Raw genomic sequence first — 22,913 nt, forward strand, 5'->3', positions numbered from 1 at the left:
ACGCCGTGTTGTCGTTGCGACGACATTTGATGGAAATCACGGCCCGTGCTTTCCCGGGGGTGCCGCGTCAGGATCACGTCATGCTGAGCGGCGATGAATAGAGGGATGAACTCGACAGTGACGCAAAACCTGACCCTTCGCCAGCGCGCGCGGCCACCCAGCGCCGCCGAACTTGAAGCGATTCCCTGGCTCGCCGTGCTGGAGCCGGCGCAGCGCGAGGCCGCCGTGGCCCAGCTGCAGGTGGCCGACGCCGAGGTGGGCGAGCGCGTCTGCCGCATCGGCAAGCCGGCCAACTTCTGGTTCGGCGTGATCGACGGCCTCTTGAAGATGAGCAACGACGATGCCGCCGCCCAGTCCATCACCTTCACCGGCGTGCCGCCGGGCGGCTGGTTCGGCGAGGGCACCCTGCTCAAGCGCGAGGTCTACCGCTACAACATCCAGCCGCTGCGCCGCAGCGTGGTGGCGGGCCTGCCGATCGAGACCTTCCACGACCTGCTGGAGCACAGCATCGGCTTCAACCGCTTCGTGCTGAACCAGCTCAACGAGCGCCTCGGCCAGTTCATCGCCGCGCGCGAGATCGACCGCATCTCCGACCCCGACCTGCGCGTGGCGCGCAACCTCGCCGCCCTCTTCCACCCCCAGCTCTATCCCGGCGTGGGCAGCCTGCTGCGCATCACCCAGCAGGAGCTGGCCAAGCTGGTGGGCCTGTCGCGCCAGCGCGTCAACGAGGCCCTGAGCCATCTGCAGGAGCGCGGCCTGATCAGCGTGGAATATGGCGGCGTGCGGGTGCTCGAACTGCAGGGCCTGAGGCGTTATCCGCAGCCCTGAGACGGCCTCCTAGAATCGCCCCACCATAACAAGGGGCTGCACCATGAGTTGGTTAGGTCTGGTAGGGGGCGTGGTGCTGGCCTGGCTGGCCGGCGAGATCTTCGGCCAGCGCGGTGGCGGCCTGGCCGTGCTGGGCGGCCTGGTGGGCGTGCTGCTGATGCGCATGCAGGCCAGGCTCAACGCCCTGGGCGAGGAGCTGCGGCAGCTGCGGCTGGGGCAGGCGCCCGCCGCCACGCGGCCAGCGCGCGCCGCCATGCCCGAACCCGAACCCGAGCCGGCGCCCGCCCCCCCGCCGCGCATCGAGACGCCGCCGGCCCTGCCACCCCGCCTGCCGCCCGAGCCGGCCGCGCGTGCGCAGCCCCGGCTGGAGCCCGACGAACAATCGCTGGCCGCGACCAGCTCGCTGGGCCGGTCGCTGCTGGCCTGGTTCCGCGGCGGCAACACCATCGTGCGCGTGGCCGTGCTGCTGCTCTTCATCGGCGTGGCCTTTCTCTTGCGCTATGCGGCCGAGAACGCCCTGCTGCCGCTGGCCTGGCGCCTCGCCGGCACGGCGCTGGCGGGCCTGGCGCTCACCGGCCTCGGCCTGCGCCTGACTCCCAAAAGGCGCGGCTACGGCCTGAGCCTGCAGGGCGCCGGCGTGGGCATCAGCTACCTGGTGCTGTTCGCGGCCTTCCGGCTCTACGGCCTGGTGCCGGCGGGCCTGAGCTTCGGCCTGCTGGCCGCGCTGGCCGCCATCACCACCGTGCTGGCGCTGCGCCAGGACGCCTTGCCCCTGGCGGCGCTGGGCTTTGGCGGTGCCTTCCTGGCGCCGGTGCTCACCTCCACCGGCCAGGGCAGCCATGTGGCCCTGTTCGGCTACTACCTGCTGCTCAACCTGGCGATCGCCTGGATCGCGCGCCACAAGGCCTGGAAGTTACTGAACCTGGAGGGCTTTGTGTTCAGCTTCGGCATCGGCGGGCTGTGGGGCTTGAAGGCCTACCAGCCCGAGCTGTTCTGGAGCACCGAGCCCTTTCTGATCGCGCAGTTCGGGCTCTATCTCTTCATCGCGGTGCAGTACACGCAGCGGGTGCTGCAGCAGAACCAGGATGGCGAAAAGACGCTGGCGCTGGTGGATGGCGGACTCCTGTTCGGCGCGCCCATCGTCGCCTTCGGCCTGCAGGCCGGCATGCTGCGCGGCCAGCCCCTGGCCCTGGCCTTCAGCGCCGCGTCGCTGGCGGCCATCTACCTGCTGCTGGGCCACTGGCTGTGGCGCCAGGCCGGCCAGCGCCTGCTGATCCTGGTGGAGGGCATGGCGGCGCTGGGCCTGGCCTTCCTGGCCCTGGTGATGCCGCTGGCCCTGGACGCACGCTGGACCAGCGCCGCCTGGGCCCTGCAAGGCCTGGGCGTGCTGTGGATCGCGCTGCGCCAGGGCCGCTGGTGGGCGGCGGTGCCCGGCATCCTGCTGCAGCTGGCGGCGGCCCTGAGCTACTGGAGTTCGCTCGGCGCGCAGGGTATGGAAGGCCGCTGGCTCTTCCTCAACAGCGCCTTCCTGGCCCTGGCGCTGCTGGTGGCGGCCGGCCTGGGCAGTGCGGCATTGTTGCGCCGGCCGCGGCCCCAGGCCCCGGCCTGGCTGCAGCCGCCCCTGCCCGAGGCCCTGATGCTGGGCCTGGCGCTGCTGCAGCTCTGGGTGGGTGGCCTGAACGAGCTGCAGGCCTGGGACCAGCACTGGCTGGACGGCGCCGCGCTCGGCGCCGGCTGGAGCGCGCTGCTGGCACTGGCGGCCGAGCTGCGCCGCCCGGCCTGGCCCACGCTGCGCTGGCCGGCACGCATCTTCATGAGCCTGGCCCTGCTGAGTTCGACCCTGGGCCTGCTGGACGCGTCCAACGCGGCCAGCCTCTGGCAGCGCTACAGCCAGGGCCCTGGCCTGCCCGAAGCCTTCGCCCTGCTGACCCTGGGCCTGTGGCGCCTGTTGCGCCAGCGCCGCGCCCCGCTGCCCGAGCCCTGGGCGCAGGCGGCTGAGCATCTGCTGCTGGCCTGGTACGCCATGCTGCAAGGCGGGCTGTGGCTCTACACCGCCGGTGCCCATCTGGTGGCCCGCCACGAAGGCTGGACACCCGCCGCCGCCATCCTGCTGCCCACCCTGCTGGGCCTGGCCCTGCTGGCGCGCCACCAATCGCAGCGCTGGCCCATGGATGTGCAGGGTCAGGTCTTGCGCCAGGGCCTGCTCAAGCCCTGGATGGCGCTGCTGATGCTGTGGGTGTTGGCCGCCAATCTGTTCAGCGATGCATCGATGGCGCCGCTGCCCACCCTGCCCCTGCTCAACCCGCTGGACCTGGCCCATGGCCTGGTGCTGATCTATGCGCTGCGCCTGCGTCAGGCCGGTCCGGGCACCGGGCGCGCGGCACGCGTGGCGCTGCTGGCCGGCGCTGGCCTGGCCTTCTGGTGGCTCAACAGCCTGCTGGTGCGCAGCCTGCACCATGGCCTGGGCACGCCGATGTGGCTGGACGGCGCGCTCGGCAGCGCCGCGGTGCAGACCGGGCTTTCGCTGCTGTGGACGCTGGCCGCCCTGGCCGCCATGCTGTGGGCCACACGGCGCGCCGCACCGGCGCTGGCGCGACCCTTGTGGATGGCCGGCGCGGTGCTGCTGGGCGCGGTGGTGCTGAAGCTGTTCCTGGTGGATCTCTCGCAGCTGGGCAGCCTGGCGCGCATCGTCTCCTTCCTGGCGGTGGGTGCGCTGATGCTGGTGATCGGCTATGTGGCCCCGCTGCCCCCCGAGGAGCGCACGACATGATGACAAAGAAAGCCCTCGTCACCGGACTGGCCTGCTCGCTGCTGCTGGGCAGCGCCCAGGCCGCGCCGGAAACCGTTCGCGCCTACAGCCACCAGGCCGCCGTGCAGCCGGCGCCGCAAGAGGGCCTGCAAAGCCTGGCCCTGCCCTGGCCCGTGCTGCAGGCCTCGCGCAGCCCCGGCCTGGCCGATGTGCGCCTGTTCAATGGCCAGGGTCAGGTCTTGCCGATGGCCTGGGCGCGGGAGTTGCCGGCCCGCGAGCAGGAGCGCCGCGTCAGCGTGCCGCGCTTTGCCTGGCCCGAGCCCGCCAGCGCCGCGCCCGGCGCCGGCCTGCAGCTCCAGCTCGATGCCCAGGGCATGGTGCTGCAGCTGCAAACCTCGGACGGCCGCCAACCAGCCGTGCCCGGCGCAGCCCGGCGCTGGCTGCTGGACCTGAGTGCGCTGCCGGCGGAGGTGGAGACACTGCGCCAGATCCGCCTCGACTGGCCACATCGCCCCGCGGGCCTGAGCAGCTCGGTGCTGATCGAGACCAGCATGGATGGCCGGGCCTGGCAGGCGCTGCAGGACCAGCCAAGGGCCGCACAACGCCTGCTGCAGCTGCCCGCCAGCGAACCCACGGCCCCCAGCCTCAAGACGCTGGACTGGCCCGCCGGCATGGCGCTGCCGCGCTATCTGCGCCTGCAGTTCGAGCAGCCGCTGGCGCTGCAGGCCAGCGAGCTGCTGCTGCTGCGCCAGGCCCCGGCCGATCTGCAGCAGGCCCTGCAGTTCCAGCCCGAGCCGGCCACCCAAACAACGGCGCCAGCGGCCTGGCAGCTCGACCTGCAAGCCCGCATCGCGCCGCGCGCGCTGGCCCTGCAGCTGCCCGCCGGCAACCATCTGCTGCCGCTGCGCCTGGAGCAGCGCGACGCGCCCGAGCAGCCCTGGCGGACGGTGAGCCGCTTCGTGGCCTGGCGCATGCAGCGCGACGGCCTGGACGCGAGCTCGCCCACGCAAGCCCTGCCGCAAGCCCCCGCCGCACGCTACTGGCGCCTGGCTGCCGAGGGGCCGGCCGTGGCATTGCAGGGTCAAGCCTTGAACGTGCAATGGCATTGGCAGGCGCCAAGGCTGGTGTTCCTGGCGCCGGGGCAGCCGGCCCAGCTGCAGCTGGCCGTGGGGCGCGCCAAGGCCCAAGCCGGCAGCCTGCCGCTGGCCAGCCTGATGCCGGGCTACCGCGAGGGCGACGAATTCAAGCTGGCACAGGCCCAGCTGGGCCCGCTGAGCGCGCAGCCCGAGCCCGGCTGGCAGGAACAGCTGCTGAGCGCGCCCGACCCCGAAACGCGCCAGCGCTGGCTGCTCTGGGCGGTGCTGATCGCGGCGGTGGCAGGGCTGGGGGTGCTGGCCTGGCGGCTGGTGAGGCAGCTGCCGGACCGACGGCAAGAGCAGGACGGCCCGGCGGCCTAGCGAGGCCTTCCGCCCCGCGGCCGCGCATGGTGGGCCGTGCCCAGGCATAACCCTCGTAGTTGACGCCTCTCGCGCTTTCTATACTGCGCGCCGTCCGGGCGCTGTGCGCCCAAACTTGCCCATGAAAACTGCCATGCACGCTCGCCCCAGCACCACCCCGCGCCATCCCCTGGGCGCCTGCGCCGCCGCATTGGCCGGCCTCCTGCTGGCGGCCTGCGCCAGCGTGGACGTCAACGACGCCGACCTCTTCGTGCGCCACCAGCAGCCGATGGAGGCCGGCTGGCTGGCGCAGGCGCAGGCACGCGCCGCCGAGTCCGGCGCAGGGCTGGAGCAGGTGCAGTTCCGCTCGGCCGATGGCACCCTGCTGGGCGGCCTGTTCCTGCGCCAACCCGGCGCCCGGCTGACGGCCGTCTATTTCCAGGGCGCCGGCAATATCGTGCAGCGCAGCTATCCCGCCCTGCTGCGCGATGCGAGCCAGTTGCCGCTCAATGCGCTGTTCTGGGACTATCGCGGCATGGGTCTGTCGGAAGGTGTGGGTGGCACCCCGCAGTTGATGGCCGATGCGCAGGCCGCCGTGCGCGAAGCGCGCCGCCTGTCCGGCGAGGCCCTGCCCCTGGCCTACTGGGGCTTTTCGCTGGGCACCCTGGTGAGCGCCCATCTGGCCCGAGAGCTGCCCCCCGATGCGCTGCTGCTGGAAGGCGCGCTGACCACAGCCCAGGCCTGGGCCGAGAACCAGGTGCCCTGGTATGCCAAGCCCTTCGTGAGCATCCGGCTGGCCGATACGGTGCGCGGCTACGACAACCACCAGGCCCTGCGCGAGCTGCGCCGGCCCACGCTGATGCTGGTGGGCAGCCTGGACCCGGCCAGCCCGCCGGCCTTCACCCACAGCCTGGCGCAGGCCATGCAGCATCGCGACAGCTGCCTGCGCGTGGTCGAGGTGCCCGAGGTCGCCCACGGCGGCGCCCTGCGCAAGCCCGAGGGCCTGGCGGCCGCCCGCGCCTGGCTGGAACGCGGCGCCGCACGGCAGGGTTGCTGATCACGCCCCAAACGGCGTCGGTTCGGGCTTTTGGCGGGGGCTGCTGGCGTATTGCGCCGCCGTCAGCTCATAGAGCAGGCTGGGCGCCTGCCCCGGCACGTCGGCGAGCGAGCCCTTGAGGCGCATGCCGATGCGCTCCAGGGTCTTGCGCGAGGGCGTGTTGGCCGGGCGCACCACCGCCAGCACGGCGGGGGCCTGCAGCTGCGTGAAGGCCAGGCCCAGGGCGGTGAGCGCCATCTCGGAGGCATAGCCCTGGCCCCAGGCCTGGGGGCGGAAGCGGAAGTAGAGGTTCAGCCCCTCCTGGCCATCGATGGGCTTTGCCATGATGCCGCCGAAGCCCAGCACCTGCTCGGGCAGTTCGCGCAGGGCAATCACCCAGTAGCCAAAGCCGCGCTGCTGCCAATGGGCCTGCCATTGCTGCAACAGCTCCTGGGCTTCCGCGCGCGCGTGCAGGGGCCCGTGCGGGCTGTGATGGTTGGTGACCGGATCGGCATGCACCTCGAACAGCGTGTCCAGGTCGGCGTCGGCGGGCGCGCGCAGCAGCAGGCGCTCGGTCTCCAGCAGCAGCGGTGCTGCCATGGGATGCGCATTCGCAACGGGACCTATTTGCCAACTCATGCCTTGCCAAAGCCTTTGGGTTCGGGGTTTTCCCTGATTATGACGGCAGCCCGGGCGGGCCGAGCCCCCTGGGCTTGGGGGCCTGTGCGCGCAGCGGATTCCGCTGTGACATGCTGCCGATTTGCATATACTGTGTTTTTGTACAGTTATCATGCCAACCGCCGTTCTCGCCGCCGATCCCAGCCACGCCGCCCTGCTGGCCGATGCACGGCTGTGGCGCGCCACCAGCCTGGGCGCCAGCGCCAGCCCCTGCATCGCCAGCGGCTTCGGCGCCCTGGATGCCCAGCTGCCCGGTGGCGGCTGGCCCACGCGCATGCTCAGCGAGATCCTGCAGGCCCAGGCCGGGCTGTGCGAATGGCGCTTGCTGGGGCCGGCGCTGGGTCGGCTGCTGCAACAACAAGCCCCGCAGCCCCAGCCCATGCGCCGCAAGCCCGTCACGCCGGCGCCCGCGGCGCGCCCCCCGCTCTTGCTGGTGAACCCGCCGCAGCAACCCCATCTGCCGGGCTTGCGCGCGCATGGCATCACGCCGCAGCAGCTGGTCTGGGTCGCGCCCGCCAATGCCTTGCAGGCGCTCTGGGCCACCGAGCAGGCCATCAAGGCGAATGCCGCCGGCGCCGTGCTGGCCTGGCTGCCCGAGGCAAGGCCGGCGCAGATACGCCGCCTGCAGGCCGCGGCCCTGGGCTCGGCGGCGCCGGTGTTCCTGTTCCGGCCGCTGGCGGTGCAAACCCAATCCTCGGCCGCGCCGCTGCGCCTGATCCTGAGCCCCGGCGCCGACTGGCAGCTGCAGCTGCACATCCTCAAGCGCCGCGGCCCCGCCCATGCCCAGGCGCTGCGGCTGGAGGCGCTGCCGGCCGAGCTGGCCGCGCTGCTGGCGCCGCGGCAGCTGCGCCCCGCCACGGTCATCGCGCCGAGCATCCCCGCCGTACCCAAGGAGCTCAGCCATGAGCCCAAACCCGCCCCATCCGCTGTATTGGCTCGCCCTGCTGCTCGCGCCGCCAGCCTGCAGTGATCCGGCCGCGCGGCAGACCCTGGCCTGGTGGAGCCTGCAGTTCACGCCGCGCGTGGCCCTGCTGGAAGATGAGCAAGAAGAAAGCCCGGCCGTGCTGCTGGAGCTGGGCGCCAGCCTGCGCCTGTTCGGCGGCCTGCGCGCCCTGCACCGGCGCGTGCTGCGAGAGGGCCCGGCCTATGGCGTGCAGGGCCTGGCCTGGGCCCCCACCAGCCTGGGCGCCTTGGCTCTCGCCAGAGCGGGCATCGTGGATGGCCTCACGCAAGACCTGACCCCACTGCTGGACAGCCTGCCCCTGCACAGCCTCAGCGCGGTGGCCGCGCACGCGCCCATGCTGGCGCGGCTGGGCTGCCAGCGCCTGGGCCAGCTGCGCGCGCTGCCGCGCGGGCCCACGGCGCGGCGCTTTGGCCCGGCCCTGCTGCAGGCGCTGGACCAGGCCTATGGCCAGGCCCCCGAGGCCCATGCCTGGGTGGTGGCGCCCGAGCAGTTCCGGGCGCGCCTGGAGCTGCCCTACCGCATCGAGAACGCGCCGGCGCTGAGCCATTACGTCGAGCAGCTCCTGCGCCAGCTCTGCGCCTGGCTGGCGGCGCGGCATGCCGGCATCAAGCGGCTCACGCTCGCCTGGCAGCACGACGCGATGCGCGCGCGCGAGGCCGGCAGCGGCGGGCAGCTGAGCCTGGGCACGGCCGATACCACGCGCGATTTCGGCCATCTCGCGCGCCTCATGCGCGAGCACCTGGCCCAGCTGACGCTGCAGGCGCCGGTGGGCGAGCTAAGCCTGTGCGCCGACGAGGTGCTGGCCCTGCAGGAACACAGCGCCTCGCTGCTGCCCCCCAATGGTGCAGGATCCCCCGAACAGCCCAGGGAGCCGCTCAACCAGCTGCTGGAGCGCATGGCGGTGCGCCTGGGCCCCGAGCGCGTGCGCCGCGCCCGCCTGCGCGAGGACCACCGGCCCGAATGCATGCAGGACTGGCTGGCCTGGGGCCAGGTCTTGCCCCCGGCCAGCATGCGCCCGGCCCTGCAGCCCCAGCCCAGCTGGCTGCTGGAGCCGCCGCTGGCGCTCAAGACGCGCCGCGACCAACCCGTTCACCAGGGCCAGGTCTTGCAGCTGCTGGCCGGGCCGCAGCGCATCGAGGGTGGTTGGTGGGGCGGCAAGGCCGTGGATCCGCAGGTGCAGCGCGACTATTTCCTCGCCCGCAGCAGCAGCAGCAGCGCCAGCAACGGCCTGAGCGGCCTGCTGTGGATCTACCAGGAGCGCCTCTCCACCGCAGAGCAGCGCTGGTTTCTGCATGGGGTGTTCGCATGAACAACCAGACGCGCGGACCGGGGGGATACGCGGAACTCCACTGCTTGAGCAATTTCAGCTTTCTGCGCGGCGCCTCCGATCCTGAGGAGCTGGTGCGGCGCGCCCACGACCAGGGCTATGCGGCCCTGGCCATCACCGACGAATGCTCGTTGGCCGGGGTGGTGCGCGCGCATGTGGGCCTGAAGCGCCTGATGGGCGAGCGGCCCGAGCTGGACCCCGAGCTGGAGCTGCCCCAGCTCATCATCGGCAGCGAGTTCCTGGTGCGCGCGGACGACGGTGAGGCGCCGCTCTTCAAGCTGGTACTGCTGGCGCCGCAGCGCGAGGCCTATGGCAACCTGAGCCAGTTCATCACCGATCTGCGCCGCGCCTCCCTCACCAAGGGCCAGTACCGGCTGAGCTGGCCGCAGCTGCATACCGCCAGCCAACAAGCCCAGTTGGACGGCTTGCTGCTCATCCTGCTGCCGCTGCGCAGCCGCAGCGATGCCGAATTGCTGGCGCAGGCACGCTGGCTGCTGGGCGCCTTCGCGGGCCGCGCCTGGATCGGCGTGGAGCTGCTCAGCGAACTCTCCGACGAGCTCTGGCTGCAGCGCCTGCGCGCGCTCTCGGAGGCCACGGAGATCCCGCTCGTGGCCTGTGGCGATGTGCACATGCATGTGCGCTCGCGCAAGCCCCTGCAGGACGTGATGACGGCCACCCGCCTCAACAAGCCCATCCATGCCTGCGGCCTGGACCTGCAGCCCAATGCCGAGCGCCATCTGCGCAGCCGCCTGCGCCTGGCCCAGGTCTACCCGCCCGAGTTGCTGGCCGAGACGCTGAAGATCGCCGAGCGCTGCCACTTCACGCTCGACGAGCTGCGCTACCAATACCCCAGCGAAGTCATCCCCGCCGGCGAGACGCCCTCCAGCTATCTGCGCCGCCTCACCTTCGAGGGCATGGCCAGGCGCTGGCCCGCGGACGGCGGCGCCGCCTGGCTGGCGCGCGTCGAGCATGAGCTGGCGCTGATCGCCGAGCTGCGCTACGAGCATTACTTCCTCACCGTGGCCGACATCGTGCGCTTCGCACGGGGCCAGGGCATCCTCTGCCAGGGGCGCGGCTCGGCCGCCAACTCGGTGGTCTGCTACTGCCTGGAGATCACCGCGGTGGACCCGGCCGAGAGCACCCTGCTGTTCGAGCGCTTCATCAGCAAGGAGCGCAACGAGCCGCCCGATATCGATGTGGACTTCGAGCATGAGCGCCGCGAGAAGGTGATCCAGTACCTCTACCAGCGCTACGGCCGCCACCGCGCCGCCCTCACCGCGGTGGTGATCGCCTACCGCGCGCGCAGCGCGCTGCGCGACGTGGGCCGCGCGCTGGACTTCGACGCGGCCTTGCTGGAAAAGCTCGCCAAGGACCATTCGGGCTGGAGCGAGGACATCCTGCCACCCGAGCGCTTCGCGCAGCTGCAGCAGGAGCTTGGCTTCGATGCCCAGGACACGAAGCTGCAGCAGCTCATCACGCTGGCGCGCCAGCTGATGGGCATGCCGCGCCACCTCAGCCAGCATGTGGGCGGCTTCGTACTCACCGAGGGGCCGCTGTCGCGCCTGGTGCCGATCGAGAACGCCAGCATGAAGGACCGCAGCGTGATCGAGTGGGACAAGGACGATCTCGACGCGCTCAATCTGCTCAAGGTCGACGTGCTGGCCCTGGGCATGCTCAGCGCGCTGCGGCGCTGCTACGCGATGGTGAACCGGCTGCGCGGCAGCACGCTGGAGCTCGCCACCACGCCGCAGGGCGACGATCCCACCTACGACATGATCTGCGCCGCCGACACCATCGGCACCTTCCAGATCGAGAGCCGCGCGCAGATGTCGATGCTGCCGCGCCTCAAGCCGCGCAAGTTCTACGACCTGGTGATCGAGGTGGCGATCGTGCGCCCCGGCCCCATCGAGGGCGGCATGGTGCACCCCTATCTGGAGAACCGCGCCAAGCACCCGGACGATGTCGTCTACCCCAGCGAGGACCTGAAGGCGGCGCTCGCGCGCACCTGCGGCATCCCGATCTTCCAGGAGCAGGTGATGCAAGTGGCGATGATCGCGGCCGGCTTCACGCCCGGCGAGGCCGACCAGCTGCGCCGCGCCATGGCGGCCTGGAAGCGGCCCGGCGACCTGGGCAAGTTCCACGAAAAAATCCTCGACGGCATGCGCGCGCGCGGCTACCAGGACGCGTTTGCCGAATCCATCTTCAAGCAGATCAAGGGCTTTGCCTCCTACGGCTTCCCCGAATCGCATGCCGCCAGCTTTGCCCTGCTCACCTATGTGAGCTGCTGGCTCAAGAGGCACGAGCCGGCGGCCTTTCTGTGCGCGCTGCTGAACTCGCAGCCGCTGGGCTTCTACACCCCGGCCCAGCTGGTGCAGGACGCGCGCCGCCATGGCGTCGAGGTGCTGCCCGCCGATGTGAGCTACAGCGATCTGGACAGCCGGCTCACCCCCGAGGTGCTGGGCGACGATGCCGCACTGGCCCAGCCCGCCGTGCGCCTGGGCCTGCGCCTGGTGCATGGGCTGGCGGATGCGGCGGCCGAGCGCATCGTGGCGGCGCGCAGCGCAGCCCTCTTCAGCGATGCGCAAGACCTGGCCCTGCGCGCCGCGCTGGACCAGCGCGAGATGCAGCTGCTGGCCGCCGCCGATGCGCTCAGTTCGCTCAGCGGGCATCGCCGCCAGCAGGTCTGGCAGGCCTCGGCGCTGCGCAGCCTGCCGCCGCTGTTGCGCGGCAGCATGCCGGCCGAGGATGAGCTGGCCTTGCCCGCCGCGCCCGAGGGCGAGGAGGTGCTGTGGGACTATGCCTCGCTGGGCCTGACCCTGCGCAGCCATCCGCTGGCGCTGCTGCGCGCACGCCTGGCCAGGCGCGGGCTGCAGAGCTCGGCCGAGCTGCAAGACTGGCCCAGCGGCCGCATGGTGCACAGCTGCGGCCTGGTGACGGTGCGCCAGCGCCCGCAGACCGCCAAGGGCACGCTCTTCATCAGCCTGGAAGACGAGGCCGGCAGCGTGCAGGTGATCGTCTGGCCCGACATCTACAAGGCGCACCGCTCCACCATCCTGGCCGCGCGCCTGCTGGTGGTGCATGGCCGCTGGCAGCACGAGAACGGCGTGCGCCATCTGCTCGGCCAGCGCTTCGAGGACCTGACGCCCTGGCTGGGGCGGCTGGGGGTCAGCAGCCGGGACTTCAGGTAGGGCCGGGGTCGGCCAGACCGGCGAGTTCCGGCACCGGGCCGCTGGCGGCACGATCGATCGAGACGCTCAGGGCCTGCCAGCGGTCGGCGAGTTCGGCGCGCTCCTGCTCGGCCTGGCGGGCATAGGCGAAGGCATCACTGCCCAGCAGGATATGCGGCGGCAGCTGCGCGGCCGCTGCCAGCTTGAGCACCACCTGCGCGACCTTGGCCGGGTCGCCGTTTTCATGGCCCCAATAGTCCTCCAGCATGCGGTTGAAGGCGCCGACCGAGGGCTCGTAATCGGGCAGCAGGGCCACGCCCTGGCCATGGGCCCGCTTGCCCCAGTTCGTCTGCATGCCGCCCGGCTCCAGCGCGGTGACCGCCACGCCGAAGGGCGCGGCCTCCTGCGCCAGGCATTCCGTGAAGCCGCCCACCGCCCACTTGGCGGCGAAATACGAGGAATTGCCGGGCCTGGTGATGCGCCCGCCGACCGAGGAGATCTGGATGATGTGCCCGCTGCGCTGCGCCCGCATCAGCGGCAGTGCGGCACGGCTGAGGTTGACGACGCCGAACAGACAGGTCTCCACCACGGCGCGGAAGTCCTCGGACGGGATCTGCTCGAAGGGGCGCGCATCGCCGTAGCCGGCGTTGTTCACCAGCACATCGAGCCGGCCGAAGGCGGCGATGGCGGCCCGTACCGCCGCGACGCCTTGCGCCTCGTCGCGCACATCGAGCGCGGCGGTACGCACGCGCGGGCCATAGCGCTCGACGAGCGCGTCGAGGGCGCGGACCTCGCGGGCCGTCGCCAGCACGCAATGCCCGGCGGCGAGCGCCGCTTCGGCGATGTGGCGGCCGAGGCCACTGCCACTGCCCGTGATCAACCAGACTTGAGTCATTGCATTCACCTGTTCCATGGGGGTTTCACTCGCTGCGGCGCACCTTCAGGCGCGCACCTCGACCACCAGCCGGCCGCGTGCGCGGCCGGCGGCCACTTCCTCATGCGCGGCCAGCGCGCTGTCCAGCGTGTAGCGGCGCGCGTCCATCAGCGGCACAAGCTGCCCGCGTTCGGCCAGCTTCGCGGCCTCTTCGAGGATGTGGCCATGGTGGGCACGGCCCTCGCCCGTGAGCAGCGGCAGCAGCGTGAACACGCCCGAGTAGCTCGCCGCCCGGAACGACAGGGGCGCCAATGCATGCGTGCCCCAGCCCAGGCAGCTCAGCACATGGCCGACATGGGGGCGCACGGCCTGAAAGGCGGCGTCGAGCACGGCACCCCCCACGGTGTCGTAGATCACATCGAAACCCAGGCCGCCGGTGTGCTCGGCCACATAGGCCTCGACGGCGGTGGTCCGGTAGTCGATCGGTGTGGCGCCAAAGCGGCGCACCGTTTCGGCCTGCTCCGGCGACACGGTTGCATACACCTCGGCGCCCAGCGCCTTGGCCAGCTGCACCGCGACATGGCCGACCCCGCCGGCACCGCCATGCACCAGCACCTTCTGACCGGCCCTGGTCCTGGCCCGGTCGACCAGCCCTTCCCAGGCCGTGATAGTGATCAGCGGCAAGGCCGCGGCCTCCCGCATCGACAGATTGGCCGGCTTGCGCGCAAGCAGGTCCGCGTCCACGGCGGCGAACTCGGCCAGCGAACCCTGCAGGCCGCCGACCCCACCCGTCAGGCCATAGACCTGGTCGCCGACGCGCAAGCGCGCAACGCCGGGGCCCACGGCCCGCACCACGCCAGCGACGTCCATGCCCAGCACGGCCGGCAGGGCATGCCGGGCATGGGCCGCCTTGCCGGCGCGGATCTTGCCGTCCAGCGGATTCACGCCGCTGGCGGCGATTTCCAGCAGCACCTGCCCCGGGCCCGGCACGGGAACCGGCAGCGTCCGGGACAGGAATGGCCCGTCGGTGGCTTCAAGCACCAGGGCGCGCATGGAGGTGGTGGTCATGGGGATCTCCGTTGTGGGTCAGTGGCGCTATTCTTGGCTCGTCAATAACGCATGTAAATTCACAACATCGCATGGACTCCATGCACATTTGTTGAGGGCATCGATGGAATGGAGTGACATCAAGGTGTTTCTCGCGATTGCGCGCGCACGCTCACTGAGCGGTGCCGCGCGTGCCACCAAGCAGAGCCAGCCCACCATGGGCCGCAGGCTCAAGGTGCTGGAGCGGGACCTGGGCCACGCGCTGTTTCAGCGCGGCAGCGAGGGCCTGCTGCTGACCGACGAGGGCGACGCCTTGCTGGCCCATGCCGAGCGCATGGAGCAGGAGGCGCTGGCCTTCGAGCGCGAGCTCGCGGGGCAGCAGACGCAGCTCGAAGGCCAGCTGCGCGTGGCGTCGTCGGACTGGTTTGGCGTCCACATGCTGACGCCGGTGTTCGCCGAGTTCGGCAAGGCGCATCCCCGCGTCAGCATCGAGCTGGTGACCGACGCGCGCCTGTTCAGCCTGGCGCGCCGCGAAGCCGAGCTGGCCTTTCGCATCCAGCCCTTTGCCGAGCCGCACGTGATCCAGCGCCGGCTGATGACCGTGCCCTACGGTCTCTATGTGGCCAAGGGAAGCCCGCGACCGGACGGCGCCGGCGGCCAGGGCAGCGCGCTGATCACGCTGGATGCCGCCTACAGCGACTTCCCCGATGCACGCTGGCTGAAGAAGACCCTGCCCAAGGCACGTGTTGCCTTCACCAGCAACAGCCGCGACGTGCAGGCGCGCATGTGTGCGCTGGGCGCCGGCTTGGCGGTGCTGCCCCGGCCGCTGGGCGACAGCATCGCCAACATCGAGCGCATCGAGATCGACCCGCCGCCGCCCGGACGCGATGTCTGGCTGGGCTACCACCGCGACCTGCGCCGCCTGCGACGGCTGCGCGCGCTGGTGGACCTGGTGGCCGCGCGCTTGGCCGAATAGGGCGGCCTCAGCGCTGCCCGGCAGGCAGGCCCGCATTGGCCGCGCGGCAGCGCTGCACATCGCAGGCGGTGGGCAGCAGCGCCCGGTACTCCACCCCCTTGGCCAGGCGCGAGCCATCGCGGATGCTGCAGACCTCGCCCATGGCGCCGGTGTAATAGGACATCACGTCCACACAGCGCTTCGAATGCGCCATCACGCCGAACAGATGGCCCATCTCGTGCGAGATCACCATCTGCAGGGTCTGCTCGGCCGGGTGGCCGGGGTTGCGCTCGTGCAGCAGCTCGAAGGCCGCCGGCCCCAGCGAGAGCGTGCGCCGGCCCAGATCGGCCAGGCCGAAGTTGCGCGCCGCGCCCTGCTCGTTCCACTGCACCAGCACCGCGCCCTGGCGCCAGGCGTTCTGCGCATGCTCGCCCAGCAGCAGGCGCGCCGGCACGCCGCAGCCGGCCCAGCCCTGCAAGGCCTTGTCGAGCGCCTGCTCCACCTGCGCCGCGCCGAACCAGTAGGGCGCGCCGCGGTGGCTGTAGACGAACAGCAGCGGCGTGGCGATGGCGGGGCGGTCCCGGCCATCGCCCCAGGTGCTGATCTCGCCGGGGCGGCATTCGGCGATCTCCTGCTCGCGCAGGCTGGCCGGCGCGGCCCGCAGCAAGAGCGGGCACAGCAGGGCAAGGCAGAGCATCAGGCGCATGACCGCATTGGAGCAGAGCCGGGTCAAGCCCCTGTCAGCTGCAGCCCGCAGACTGGGGTTCAATTTTCACCAGCAGTACCCAGCCCATGACCGTTCAGGACCTCTACCGCAGCAAGCGCCTCGGCGCCAACGACGCCCTCGGCCACTTGCGCGACGGCGATTTCATCATCGTGCCCACCGGCGTGGGCGAGCCCCCCGCGCTGCTGACGGCGCTCTCCGAACAGCGCCGGCGCTTCCGCGACATCAAGGTGGGCCAGATCCTGGCGGTGCGCAAGTTCGGCTATTTCGACCCCGAGACCGTCGAGCATGTGCGCCATGTGTCCTTCTTCTACGGCGCCGCCTCGCGCCCCGGCGGCCAGGCCGGCTGGGTGGACTTCATCCCCAGCTATTTCTCCGAGATGCCGGCCCTGATCGCGCGCGGCCAGATGGCCGCCGACGTGGTGTTCGCACTCGCCTCGCCGATGGACGCGCACGGCTACTTCTCGCTCAGCCTGGGCGCCGACTACACCATGGCCGCGGTGGCCAAGGCGCGCGCCGTGGTGCTCGAGGTCAACCCCCACGTGCCCTATGCCTATGGCAACTGCCGCGTGCACATCTCGCAGGTGGCGGCCCTGGTGGAGGACGAGACCCCGGTGATGGAGGTGGGCCTGCCCAGCATCGGCCCGGTGCAGCAGGCGATCGGCAAATACGTGGCCGACATGATCGACGACGGCTCCACCCTGCAGATCGGCTATGGCGGCATTCCCGACGCGGTGGTGATGCAGCTCACCGCCAAGCGCGACCTGGGCGTGCACACCGAGATGATCGGCGACGGCATCCTCACCCTCATCGAGGCCGGCGCCGTCACCAACCGGCGCAAGACCCACCACGCGGGCAAGAGCATCGCCACCTTCGCGCTCGGCTCCAAAAAGCTCTACCAGTACATGGAGCGCAACCCGGCGCTGGAAATGCATCCGGTGGACGTGACCAACGACCCCTACGAGGCGGCCCGCAACGACAAGCTCTGCGCCATCAACGCCACCCTGCAGATCGACCTGCTGGGCCAATGCGGTTCGGAGAGCCTGGGGCCCCTGCCCTACTCCGGCACCGGCGGCCAGAGCGACTTCGTGCGCGCCGCGAATCGCTCGCGCGAGGGCAAGGCCTTCATCGTGCTGCCCTCCACCGCCAAGGGCGACAGCATCAGCCGCATCGTGCCCACGCTCACGCCCGGCACGCACATGAGCACCAGCAAGAACGACATCAACTACGTCGTCACCGAGTTCGGCGTGGCCCAGCTGCGCGGCAAGTCGGCCAAGCAGCGCGCCCAGGAGCTGATCGCCATCGCGCATCCGGATTTCCGGGGCGAGCTGCGCGAGCAGGCCAGAAAGCTGCAGCTGCTCTGAGGCCCAGCGGCGAGAATGCGCGGCCATGAGCCCGCTCGCCCTCGCCCTCGTCCTCATCGCCGCGCTCTGCCACGCCGCCTGGAACCTGATCGCCAAGCAGGCCGGCGGCGGCCAGGCCCTGGTGCTGCTGATCGCCCTGCTGGTGCTGCTGGTCTGGGCGCCGCTGCTGCCCTGGCTGGGGCTGGAACAGGTCTTGCACTGGGGCTGGAAGGAACTGCTGGTGTTGACCGGCAGCGCCGGGCTGCACGTTGTCTACTACCACTGCCTGATGCAGGGCTATGCGGTGGCCGACCTCAGCGTGGTCTATCCGGTGGCGCGCGGCAGCGGCCCGCTGCTGAGCTCGGCCGGCGCCCTGCTGCTGCTCGCCGAGCCGCTCAGCCTGCTGGGCGCGCTTGGCGCGCTGGGCGTGGTGGGCGGGGTGTTCCTGATCGCCGGCGGGCCGGGCCTGTTCAAGCGGGCACAGCAGCCCGAGCAGCGCCGGCGCGTGCACCGGGGCCTGCTGTGGGGCGGGCTCACCGGCGCCTGCATCGCCGGCTACACCCTGGTGGATGGCTATGCGGTCAAGGTGCTGGCGATCGCGCCGGCGCTGGCCTACTACGCCAACAACCTGCTGCGCGTGCCGCTGCAACTGCCCCTGCTGGCCGGCCACCGGCGCGCCGCCACGCTCGAGGTCTGGCGCACGCGCTGGAAGGCGGCGCTGGCGATCGCGCTGCTCAGCCCCATCAGCTATGTGCTGGTGCTCCACGCCATGCGCCTGGCGCCGCTGAGCCATGTGGCGCCGGCGCGCGAGGTCTCGATGCTGTTCGCGGCGCTGGCCGGCGGCAGCCTGCTGGGCGAGGGCGACCGCCTGCTGCGCCTGCTGGGCGCGCTGTGCATCGGCCTGGGCGTGGCCGCCCTCGCGCTGGGATGAACGTGGCGGATTCGTGACACCTTACCGCCGCGCGCGCACTCAAACCCCAGCTCCAGGGTAAACGGCGATTGCCGCTGGCCGAAGTCCGGGCGATACACCCGCTCGGGCGACATCCGCACCGCCCGCCGATCGACCGAGGAGCACGAGACGATGACGGAATTCAAGCGCGCAGCCCTGTTCAGCCTCGGCCTGCTGGCCATGGCCTCGTCCATGAGCGCCCAGGCCAGCGGCGGCAGCATCGGTGTCATCCTGCCCGAGAGCTGGCCCAGCAAGGCGCAGGCCGAGGAGATCCGCAACGGCATGCAGCTGGCCCTCAAGACCTGGCCCTCGCAGCCCGTGCCCACCCTGATCGTGAAGGACAGCGGCTGCGACCCCAAAAAGGCCGAGGCCGCCACCAAGGCGTTGATCGAGGCCAGGGTGGACGTGGTGCTGGGCAACTGGTGCGAGATCGGCGGCGGCGCCGAGCTGCTCAAGAACGCCGGCATCGGCTTCGTCTCCAGCAATGCCGAACGCGTCAAGGGCCTGGAAGGCAGCCAGCTGCAGCTCGGCCGGGTGGAGCTCTACGCGGGCGAGAAGCTGGCGGCCAAGCTGCGCAGCGAGACCGGCCTGCGCGTCAGCGCCCGCACCAGCTGCTGGATGGATTTCGAGCCCAGCATCTCCGACAAATACGACGCCGTGCTGTGCCCGGTGCTGGCGATCGACAAGGCGCGCTGGGACCAGGTGGCCGCCACCTACAGCGCCGGCTTCCTCAAGCCCTTCACCGTCTCGGTGGCGCGCGGCTATGCGGCCATGGAGGTGGCGCTGTCCTATGTGCGGCGCCTGCGCGGCGGCGCCAAGTCCGGCGCGGCGCTGAAGGACACGCAGAGCATCAGCACCTTGTTCGGCCCCCTGCCCGCGCCCGACGGCGCCACGCCGGCCGAGGCCATGCAGCTGGTGTTCGCCGCCAAGCTGCCCAAGCTGGCGCCCAAGCAGGCTGCCGCGGTGGACGAGATCGTCAAGAGCAAGGGCTGCGGCGGCAAGGCGGCCGGCGCCCACAGCGGCCCCTGGGCCGAGCAGCCCTTCGTGGTGCGCGGCACCGGCGCCGCGGCCGACTGCGCCGCGCCCATCGTCACGGCGCAGCGCTGACGGCCGCCGCCAGCCGCTCGGCGAAGAAGGCCGCGATGTCGGCCTGCATCTGCGGCGTGACGCTGTGCGCTGCGCCCGGATAGAGCACGAAGCGCGCATCCAGGCCCTGCTCGGCGTAGAGGCGCTGGCTCAGCTGCCAGCGCGCCAGCGGCGTGCTGCCGAAGCGGGCGAAGATCAGCCGCTCGTCGGCGGCCGAGAAGCTGTCGCGATGCACCACCGCGTCGTTGGCATCCTGGTCGCCCATGTAGATGAAGGCGGCCACCGCCTTCAGCGCGGCCGGGCGCCAGGCCTCGCCGCTCAGCGCGGCCAGGTCGGCCACGCCCACCGGGTAGTTGAGCGCCACGCCATCGGCCAGCGCCGCCTGTGGCGCCAGCGGCCAGCCGCCCGGCGAGCCGCTGGCCAGGGCCAGCACGCGCTCGGGATGCAGGAAGGCAAAGCGGTTGACGAAGGAGCCCGAGGCCGAGAAGCCCGACATCAGCAGCCGCGCCGACAAGACCTGACCCTGCTGCGCCAGGCGCTGGCGGGCATCGTCCACCATCGCCAGCAGCTGGCGGTCGACGCGCTGCCAGGCCGGGTGCGTGGCCAGCAGGGCGGCGCGGCTGAGCGCTTGCAGGTAGAGGTCATCGGCCTGCGGATCGGCCGGGCGCGGAAACATCGGCACCAGCAGCGGCACGCCCAGGCCCTCGGCCAGCGCCGCCTGGCGATTCAGCTCGCCGGCGGCGGCGGCGCGCAGCAGCTCCAGCTCGGTGCTCACGAAACCGCTGTTGTTGGGCACCACCAGCAGATGCGGCGACTTGATCTGCTGGGGCAGGTAGAGGAAATAGGGCCAGTGGAAGCCGCGCTCGGGGGCCGCGGCACGCTCCTGCACCCGCGCCGCGTCCAGCTGTGGCAACACCAGCGCCGGCCCCTTCACCCCCAGCAGGGCGAAGCCGCCCTCGCTGGCGCCGGCGTCGAACTCCAGCTCGTAGCGGCCCGGCGGCAGGCGCCGCTGCAAGCTGGTCTCGCCCTGGCGCGCCGCCCAGCTCAGCAGCGGCGCCTGGCCGGCCGGCCCGCGCAGCGTCAGCTGCGCCTCGCCGCCCTGCACCGCCAGCCACAGGTGCAGGCGGTGGTCTTCGTCGGAGGGTGGCAGCACCAGGCTGATGCGCGCGGGCGCGCCGCCGCGCCCCTGCAGCCGCAGGCCGTGGGTCAGGTTGAAACCCTGCTGCACCAGGGCCGCATTGCGCTCGTTGACCTCCTTGCGCAAGGCCTCCAGGGCCGGCGGCGGCGCGGCCGCGGGCGTGGTTTCGGCCGCCCTTGCATTGCCCAGCGCCAGCCAGGCACAGGCCAGCAAGACCCTGCAGATGGTTGTTCGCATCCTCTCCCCTTCGTCTTGGTGTGCAGGCGCGCATGCTAGGGCCTACCTACACTCTAGGCATGAGTGAATCCGATACCCAGCAAGATCCCGACGCCGCCATCAACGAGCCCCGCCTCTGGCGCGACCGCGGCTGGACCGCCCAGGTCATCAAGAACGAGGACGACGAGGGCTGGGCCGTGGCCATGTACAAGGCCGGCGAGGCCGAGCCGGCCCTGGTGGGCCCCTGGACCATGGGCCGCGACAAGAAGAACCCCAAGCCCCTGGACGTGAATGCCTTCAACACCCTGGTGAAGACCGCCAGCGAGGTGATACGCCGCCACGAGCAGGCCCTGTATGCCCAGCTGCACCGCGAGCTCAAGCTGGACAGCGAGGCCGGCCGCCTGCTCGTCACCCTGGACATCGTGCCCGACGAGGAGGCGCCGCATGCGCTGCTGGCGGCCTTCGACGCCGCCGGCGAGCGCCTCGCCCAGGTGCGCGTGGCGCCGGGCTTCAAGCTCAGCCAGGCCAGCGCCGCGGCCTGGGTGGAGGCGGGCTTCGAGCGCCCGCGTTCGTCTTGATGGAACTCAAGCCCGGCTGAGGCGCGGCGTTCCAGAATAGGTCGTTGTCACTTGGTGAAACTCCATGACCGAGACCCCCACCCAACGCCTGGACCGCGTGCTGCATGCGGCCGCCGCCCCGCTCACCGGCGGGCTTTCGCCGGTCTCGTTGGCGCTGGCCATGGCGGACTGGGGCTGGCATCTGGGCGTCTCGCCGGGCCGCCAGCTGGAGCTGGCCGCGCTGGCCGCGCAGCTGGGCGCCGACACCCTGCGGCAGCACGATGGCGCGGCCGAGGGCGGCGCCGGCGCGCGTGACGACGACCCGCGCTTTCGCCACGAGGCCTGGGCCGCCTGGCCCTACAGCCAGCTGCGCGCCGGCTTTCGCAATGCCGAGGCCTTCTGGCGCGAGGCCGCCCGCGTGCCGGGCATGAGCGCCCACCATGCCGAGATGACGCAGTTCTTCGCCAAGCAATGGCTCGCCATGCTGGCGCCGGCCAACTGGCTGCTCAGCAACCCGGTGGTGCTGAACGATGCGGTCGAATCGCAGGGCGCGCACCTGGCCCAGGGCCTGCGGCATTGGCTGGCGGATGCCAGCGGCACGGCCGCGCCGCCGCCCAGCGTCCGGGTCGGCCAGGACGTGGCCGTCACGCCCGGCAAGGTGGTGCACCGCAACCGGCTGATCGAGCTGATCCGCTACGAGGCGCAGAGCGACAAGGTGCATGCCGCGCCGCTCTTCATCCTGCCCTCGTGGATCATGAAGTACTACATCCTCGACCTCTCGCCGCACAACTCGCTGGTGCGCTACCTGGTCGAGCAGGGCCACACCGTGTACATGGTGTCCTGGCGCAATCCGGACGCCAGCGACCACGAGCTCGGCATGGACGACTACCTGAGCCTGGGCGTGCTGGACGCGCTGCGGGCGATCGGCACGCTCAGCCCCAAGGGCGTCGGCGTGCAGGCGATGGGCTATTGCCTGGGCGGCACCCTGCTGGCGATCGCCGCGGCGGCGCTGGCGCGCGCCGGCAGCGCGCCCCTGCTCGGCTATCAAGACCTGCCCCCGCTCAAGACCCTCAGCCTGCTGGCGGCGCAGACCGACTTCTCCGAGCCCGGCGAGCTGGGCCTCTTCATCGACGAGAGCCAGATCGGCCTGCTGGACAACCTGACGCGCGGCAAGGGCTATCTGAGCGGCAAGCAGATGGCGGGTTCCTTCCAGTTCCTGCATTCGCGCGACCTGGTCTGGACGCGGCGCATGCGCGAGTACCTGATGGGCGAGCGCGAACAGCAGAGCGATCTGATGGCCTGGAACGCCGATGCCACCCGCATGCCGGCGCGCATGCACCACGAGTACCTCACCTCGCTCTACCTGCACAACGCGCTGGCCGCCAGCAGCTACCGCGTCAACAGCCATGCGGTCTCGCTGAGCGAGCTGCGCATGCCCGTCTTCATGGTGGGCACCGAGCGCGACCATGTCTCGCCCTGGCGCTCGGTCTACAAGCTGCACCACCTCTGCGAGGCCGAGATCACCTTCGCGCTCGCCAGCGGCGGCCACAACGCCGGCATCGTCTCTCCGCCCGGCCCGCACGACCAACATCCGCACCGCGGCTACCGCATCGCCAGCCGGCCCGCCCATGGCGCCTGGCTGGACGCCGACGACTGGCTGGCGCAGGCGCACCCGCACGAGGGCTCCTGGTGGCCCGCCTGGGCGCAATGGCTGGGCCGGCATGGCGGGCGCAAGCAGGCCGCCACGCCCATCCCGGCGCGCGCGGTGCTGGCCGACGCGCCCGGCAGCTATGTGATGCAGCGCTACAGCGACTGAGAGGCACATCACCGGCTGGCTTA

18 protein-coding genes are annotated in these 22,913 nt (G+C 71.4%); 13 read left to right on the top strand and 5 right to left on the bottom strand.

Annotation, left to right across the window (positions count from 1 at the left end):
* The first annotated feature begins 105 nt into the window (after positions 1-105).
* The 4 genes from PFX98_RS01515 (at position 106) to PFX98_RS01530 (ending at position 6,070) form a co-directional block, all read left to right on the top strand.
* The gene (locus PFX98_RS01515; protein WP_285233404.1) at positions 106-828 is read left to right on the top strand and encodes a Crp/Fnr family transcriptional regulator; all 723 of its coding nucleotides are present in this window, start codon (positions 106-108) and stop codon (positions 826-828) included.
* A gap of 43 nt (positions 829-871) precedes the next feature.
* Positions 872-3,598: a DUF2339 domain-containing protein gene (locus PFX98_RS01520; RefSeq protein ID WP_285233406.1), complete on the top strand. Its 2,727-nt coding sequence runs from the start codon at positions 872-874 to the stop codon at positions 3,596-3,598.
* Positions 3,595-5,034: a DUF3999 family protein gene (locus PFX98_RS01525; protein ID WP_285233407.1), complete on the top strand. Its 1,440-nt coding sequence runs from the start codon at positions 3,595-3,597 to the stop codon at positions 5,032-5,034. The genes PFX98_RS01520 and PFX98_RS01525 overlap by 4 nt, the downstream gene beginning before the upstream one ends.
* 133 nt (positions 5,035-5,167) lie before the next feature.
* Positions 5,168-6,070 (top strand): alpha/beta hydrolase, encoded by a 903-nt coding sequence (locus tag PFX98_RS01530; RefSeq protein ID WP_285233410.1) that lies wholly within the window; start codon positions 5,168-5,170, stop codon positions 6,068-6,070.
* On the opposite strand, the gene PFX98_RS01535 is transcribed toward PFX98_RS01530, so the two are convergent.
* Positions 6,071-6,649, bottom strand: a complete 579-nt coding sequence (locus PFX98_RS01535) for a GNAT family N-acetyltransferase (protein ID WP_285233411.1) — start codon at positions 6,647-6,649, stop codon at positions 6,071-6,073.
* A 190-nt stretch (positions 6,650-6,839) separates the two neighbouring features.
* Here PFX98_RS01535 and imuA point away from each other — a divergent pair, with 190 nt between their 5' ends.
* Genes imuA through PFX98_RS01550 form a run of 3 tightly spaced genes read left to right on the top strand, consistent with a single transcriptional unit; the run spans position 6,840 to position 12,206 of the window.
* The gene (gene imuA / locus PFX98_RS01540) at positions 6,840-7,697 is read left to right on the top strand and encodes a translesion DNA synthesis-associated protein ImuA (protein WP_285233412.1); all 858 of its coding nucleotides are present in this window, start codon (positions 6,840-6,842) and stop codon (positions 7,695-7,697) included.
* The gene (locus tag PFX98_RS01545; RefSeq protein WP_285233413.1) at positions 7,630-9,000 is read left to right on the top strand and encodes a Y-family DNA polymerase; all 1,371 of its coding nucleotides are present in this window, start codon (positions 7,630-7,632) and stop codon (positions 8,998-9,000) included. Before imuA ends, PFX98_RS01545 begins: the two co-directional genes overlap by 68 nt.
* Positions 8,997-12,206, top strand: coding sequence for an error-prone DNA polymerase (locus PFX98_RS01550; protein ID WP_285233414.1), 3,210 nt, complete (start codon positions 8,997-8,999; stop codon positions 12,204-12,206). Before PFX98_RS01545 ends, PFX98_RS01550 begins: the two co-directional genes overlap by 4 nt.
* On the opposite strand, the gene PFX98_RS01555 is transcribed toward PFX98_RS01550, so the two are convergent.
* Positions 12,199-13,080, bottom strand: a complete 882-nt coding sequence (locus PFX98_RS01555) for an SDR family NAD(P)-dependent oxidoreductase (protein WP_285233415.1) — start codon at positions 13,078-13,080, stop codon at positions 12,199-12,201. The two genes, PFX98_RS01550 and PFX98_RS01555, sit on opposite strands and share 8 nt — an antisense overlap.
* Positions 13,081-13,125: 45 nt before the next feature.
* Entirely contained in the window at positions 13,126-14,127 is a 1,002-nt protein-coding gene (locus tag PFX98_RS01560) for a zinc-dependent alcohol dehydrogenase family protein (protein WP_285233416.1), read from the bottom strand.
* A gap of 103 nt (positions 14,128-14,230) precedes the next feature.
* On the opposite strand from PFX98_RS01560, the gene PFX98_RS01565 reads away from it, so the two are divergent.
* The gene (locus PFX98_RS01565; protein WP_285233417.1) at positions 14,231-15,082 is read left to right on the top strand and encodes a LysR family transcriptional regulator; all 852 of its coding nucleotides are present in this window, start codon (positions 14,231-14,233) and stop codon (positions 15,080-15,082) included.
* A gap of 7 nt (positions 15,083-15,089) precedes the next feature.
* Here PFX98_RS01565 and PFX98_RS01570 read toward each other — a convergent pair whose 3' ends face one another.
* The gene (locus tag PFX98_RS01570; protein WP_285233418.1) at positions 15,090-15,767 is read right to left on the bottom strand and encodes a zinc metalloprotease; all 678 of its coding nucleotides are present in this window, start codon (positions 15,765-15,767) and stop codon (positions 15,090-15,092) included.
* 86 nt (positions 15,768-15,853) lie between these two features.
* Between PFX98_RS01570 and PFX98_RS01575 the strand changes: the two genes are divergently transcribed.
* The 3 genes from PFX98_RS01575 to PFX98_RS01585 all read left to right on the top strand — a co-directional run bounded on the left by PFX98_RS01575 (position 15,854) and on the right by PFX98_RS01585 (position 19,184).
* Positions 15,854-17,149: an acetyl-CoA hydrolase/transferase family protein gene (locus PFX98_RS01575; protein ID WP_285233419.1), complete on the top strand. Its 1,296-nt coding sequence runs from the start codon at positions 15,854-15,856 to the stop codon at positions 17,147-17,149.
* 25 nt (positions 17,150-17,174) lie between these two features.
* Positions 17,175-18,059 (top strand): EamA family transporter, encoded by an 885-nt coding sequence (locus PFX98_RS01580; RefSeq protein WP_285233420.1) that lies wholly within the window; start codon positions 17,175-17,177, stop codon positions 18,057-18,059.
* A 150-nt stretch (positions 18,060-18,209) separates the two neighbouring features.
* Positions 18,210-19,184, top strand: a complete 975-nt coding sequence (locus PFX98_RS01585; RefSeq protein ID WP_285233421.1) for a hypothetical protein — start codon at positions 18,210-18,212, stop codon at positions 19,182-19,184.
* Here the strand turns inward: PFX98_RS01585 and PFX98_RS01590 are convergent.
* Positions 19,168-20,538 carry an alpha/beta hydrolase family protein gene (locus PFX98_RS01590; protein ID WP_285233422.1) on the bottom strand — a complete coding sequence of 457 codons (1,371 nt, stop codon included), beginning with the start codon at positions 20,536-20,538 and terminating at the stop codon, positions 19,168-19,170. The genes PFX98_RS01585 and PFX98_RS01590 overlap by 17 nt on opposite strands.
* 59 nt (positions 20,539-20,597) lie before the next feature.
* Between PFX98_RS01590 and PFX98_RS01595 the strand changes: the two genes are divergently transcribed.
* Positions 20,598-21,095 (top strand): hypothetical protein, encoded by a 498-nt coding sequence (locus PFX98_RS01595; RefSeq protein ID WP_285233423.1) that lies wholly within the window; start codon positions 20,598-20,600, stop codon positions 21,093-21,095.
* A gap of 64 nt (positions 21,096-21,159) precedes the next feature.
* The gene (locus PFX98_RS01600) at positions 21,160-22,890 is read left to right on the top strand and encodes a PHA/PHB synthase family protein (RefSeq protein ID WP_285233424.1); all 1,731 of its coding nucleotides are present in this window, start codon (positions 21,160-21,162) and stop codon (positions 22,888-22,890) included.
* The last annotated feature ends 23 nt before the right edge of the window (positions 22,891-22,913 follow it).

The sequence above is a fragment of the Paucibacter sediminis genome (assembly GCF_030254645.1).
GTDB classification, from domain to species: Bacteria; Pseudomonadota; Gammaproteobacteria; order Burkholderiales; family Burkholderiaceae_C; genus Paucibacter_B; species Paucibacter_B sediminis.

Excerpts from the sequence above, each read along its gene's own strand:
- PFX98_RS01515 (WP_285233404.1), top strand. The coding sequence starts at position 106 with ATGAACTCGACAGTGACGCAAAACCTGACCCTTCGCCAGCGCGCGCGG.
- PFX98_RS01520 (WP_285233406.1), top strand. The coding sequence starts at position 872 with ATGAGTTGGTTAGGTCTGGTAGGGGGCGTGGTGCTGGCCTGGCTGGCC.
- PFX98_RS01525 (WP_285233407.1), top strand. The coding sequence starts at position 3,595 with ATGATGACAAAGAAAGCCCTCGTCACCGGACTGGCCTGCTCGCTGCTG.
- PFX98_RS01530 (WP_285233410.1), top strand. The coding sequence starts at position 5,168 with ATGCACGCTCGCCCCAGCACCACCCCGCGCCATCCCCTGGGCGCCTGC.
- PFX98_RS01535 (WP_285233411.1), bottom strand. The coding sequence starts at position 6,649 with ATGGCAGCACCGCTGCTGCTGGAGACCGAGCGCCTGCTGCTGCGCGCG.
- imuA (WP_285233412.1), top strand. The coding sequence starts at position 6,840 with ATGCCAACCGCCGTTCTCGCCGCCGATCCCAGCCACGCCGCCCTGCTG.
- PFX98_RS01545 (WP_285233413.1), top strand. The coding sequence starts at position 7,630 with ATGAGCCCAAACCCGCCCCATCCGCTGTATTGGCTCGCCCTGCTGCTC.
- PFX98_RS01550 (WP_285233414.1), top strand. The coding sequence starts at position 8,997 with ATGAACAACCAGACGCGCGGACCGGGGGGATACGCGGAACTCCACTGC.
- PFX98_RS01555 (WP_285233415.1), bottom strand. The coding sequence starts at position 13,080 with ATGACTCAAGTCTGGTTGATCACGGGCAGTGGCAGTGGCCTCGGCCGC.
- PFX98_RS01560 (WP_285233416.1), bottom strand. The coding sequence starts at position 14,127 with ATGACCACCACCTCCATGCGCGCCCTGGTGCTTGAAGCCACCGACGGG.
- PFX98_RS01565 (WP_285233417.1), top strand. The coding sequence starts at position 14,231 with ATGGAATGGAGTGACATCAAGGTGTTTCTCGCGATTGCGCGCGCACGC.
- PFX98_RS01570 (WP_285233418.1), bottom strand. The coding sequence starts at position 15,767 with ATGCGCCTGATGCTCTGCCTTGCCCTGCTGTGCCCGCTCTTGCTGCGG.
- PFX98_RS01575 (WP_285233419.1), top strand. The coding sequence starts at position 15,854 with ATGACCGTTCAGGACCTCTACCGCAGCAAGCGCCTCGGCGCCAACGAC.
- PFX98_RS01580 (WP_285233420.1), top strand. The coding sequence starts at position 17,175 with ATGAGCCCGCTCGCCCTCGCCCTCGTCCTCATCGCCGCGCTCTGCCAC.
- PFX98_RS01585 (WP_285233421.1), top strand. The coding sequence starts at position 18,210 with ATGACGGAATTCAAGCGCGCAGCCCTGTTCAGCCTCGGCCTGCTGGCC.
- PFX98_RS01590 (WP_285233422.1), bottom strand. The coding sequence starts at position 20,538 with ATGCGAACAACCATCTGCAGGGTCTTGCTGGCCTGTGCCTGGCTGGCG.
- PFX98_RS01595 (WP_285233423.1), top strand. The coding sequence starts at position 20,598 with ATGAGTGAATCCGATACCCAGCAAGATCCCGACGCCGCCATCAACGAG.
- PFX98_RS01600 (WP_285233424.1), top strand. The coding sequence starts at position 21,160 with ATGACCGAGACCCCCACCCAACGCCTGGACCGCGTGCTGCATGCGGCC.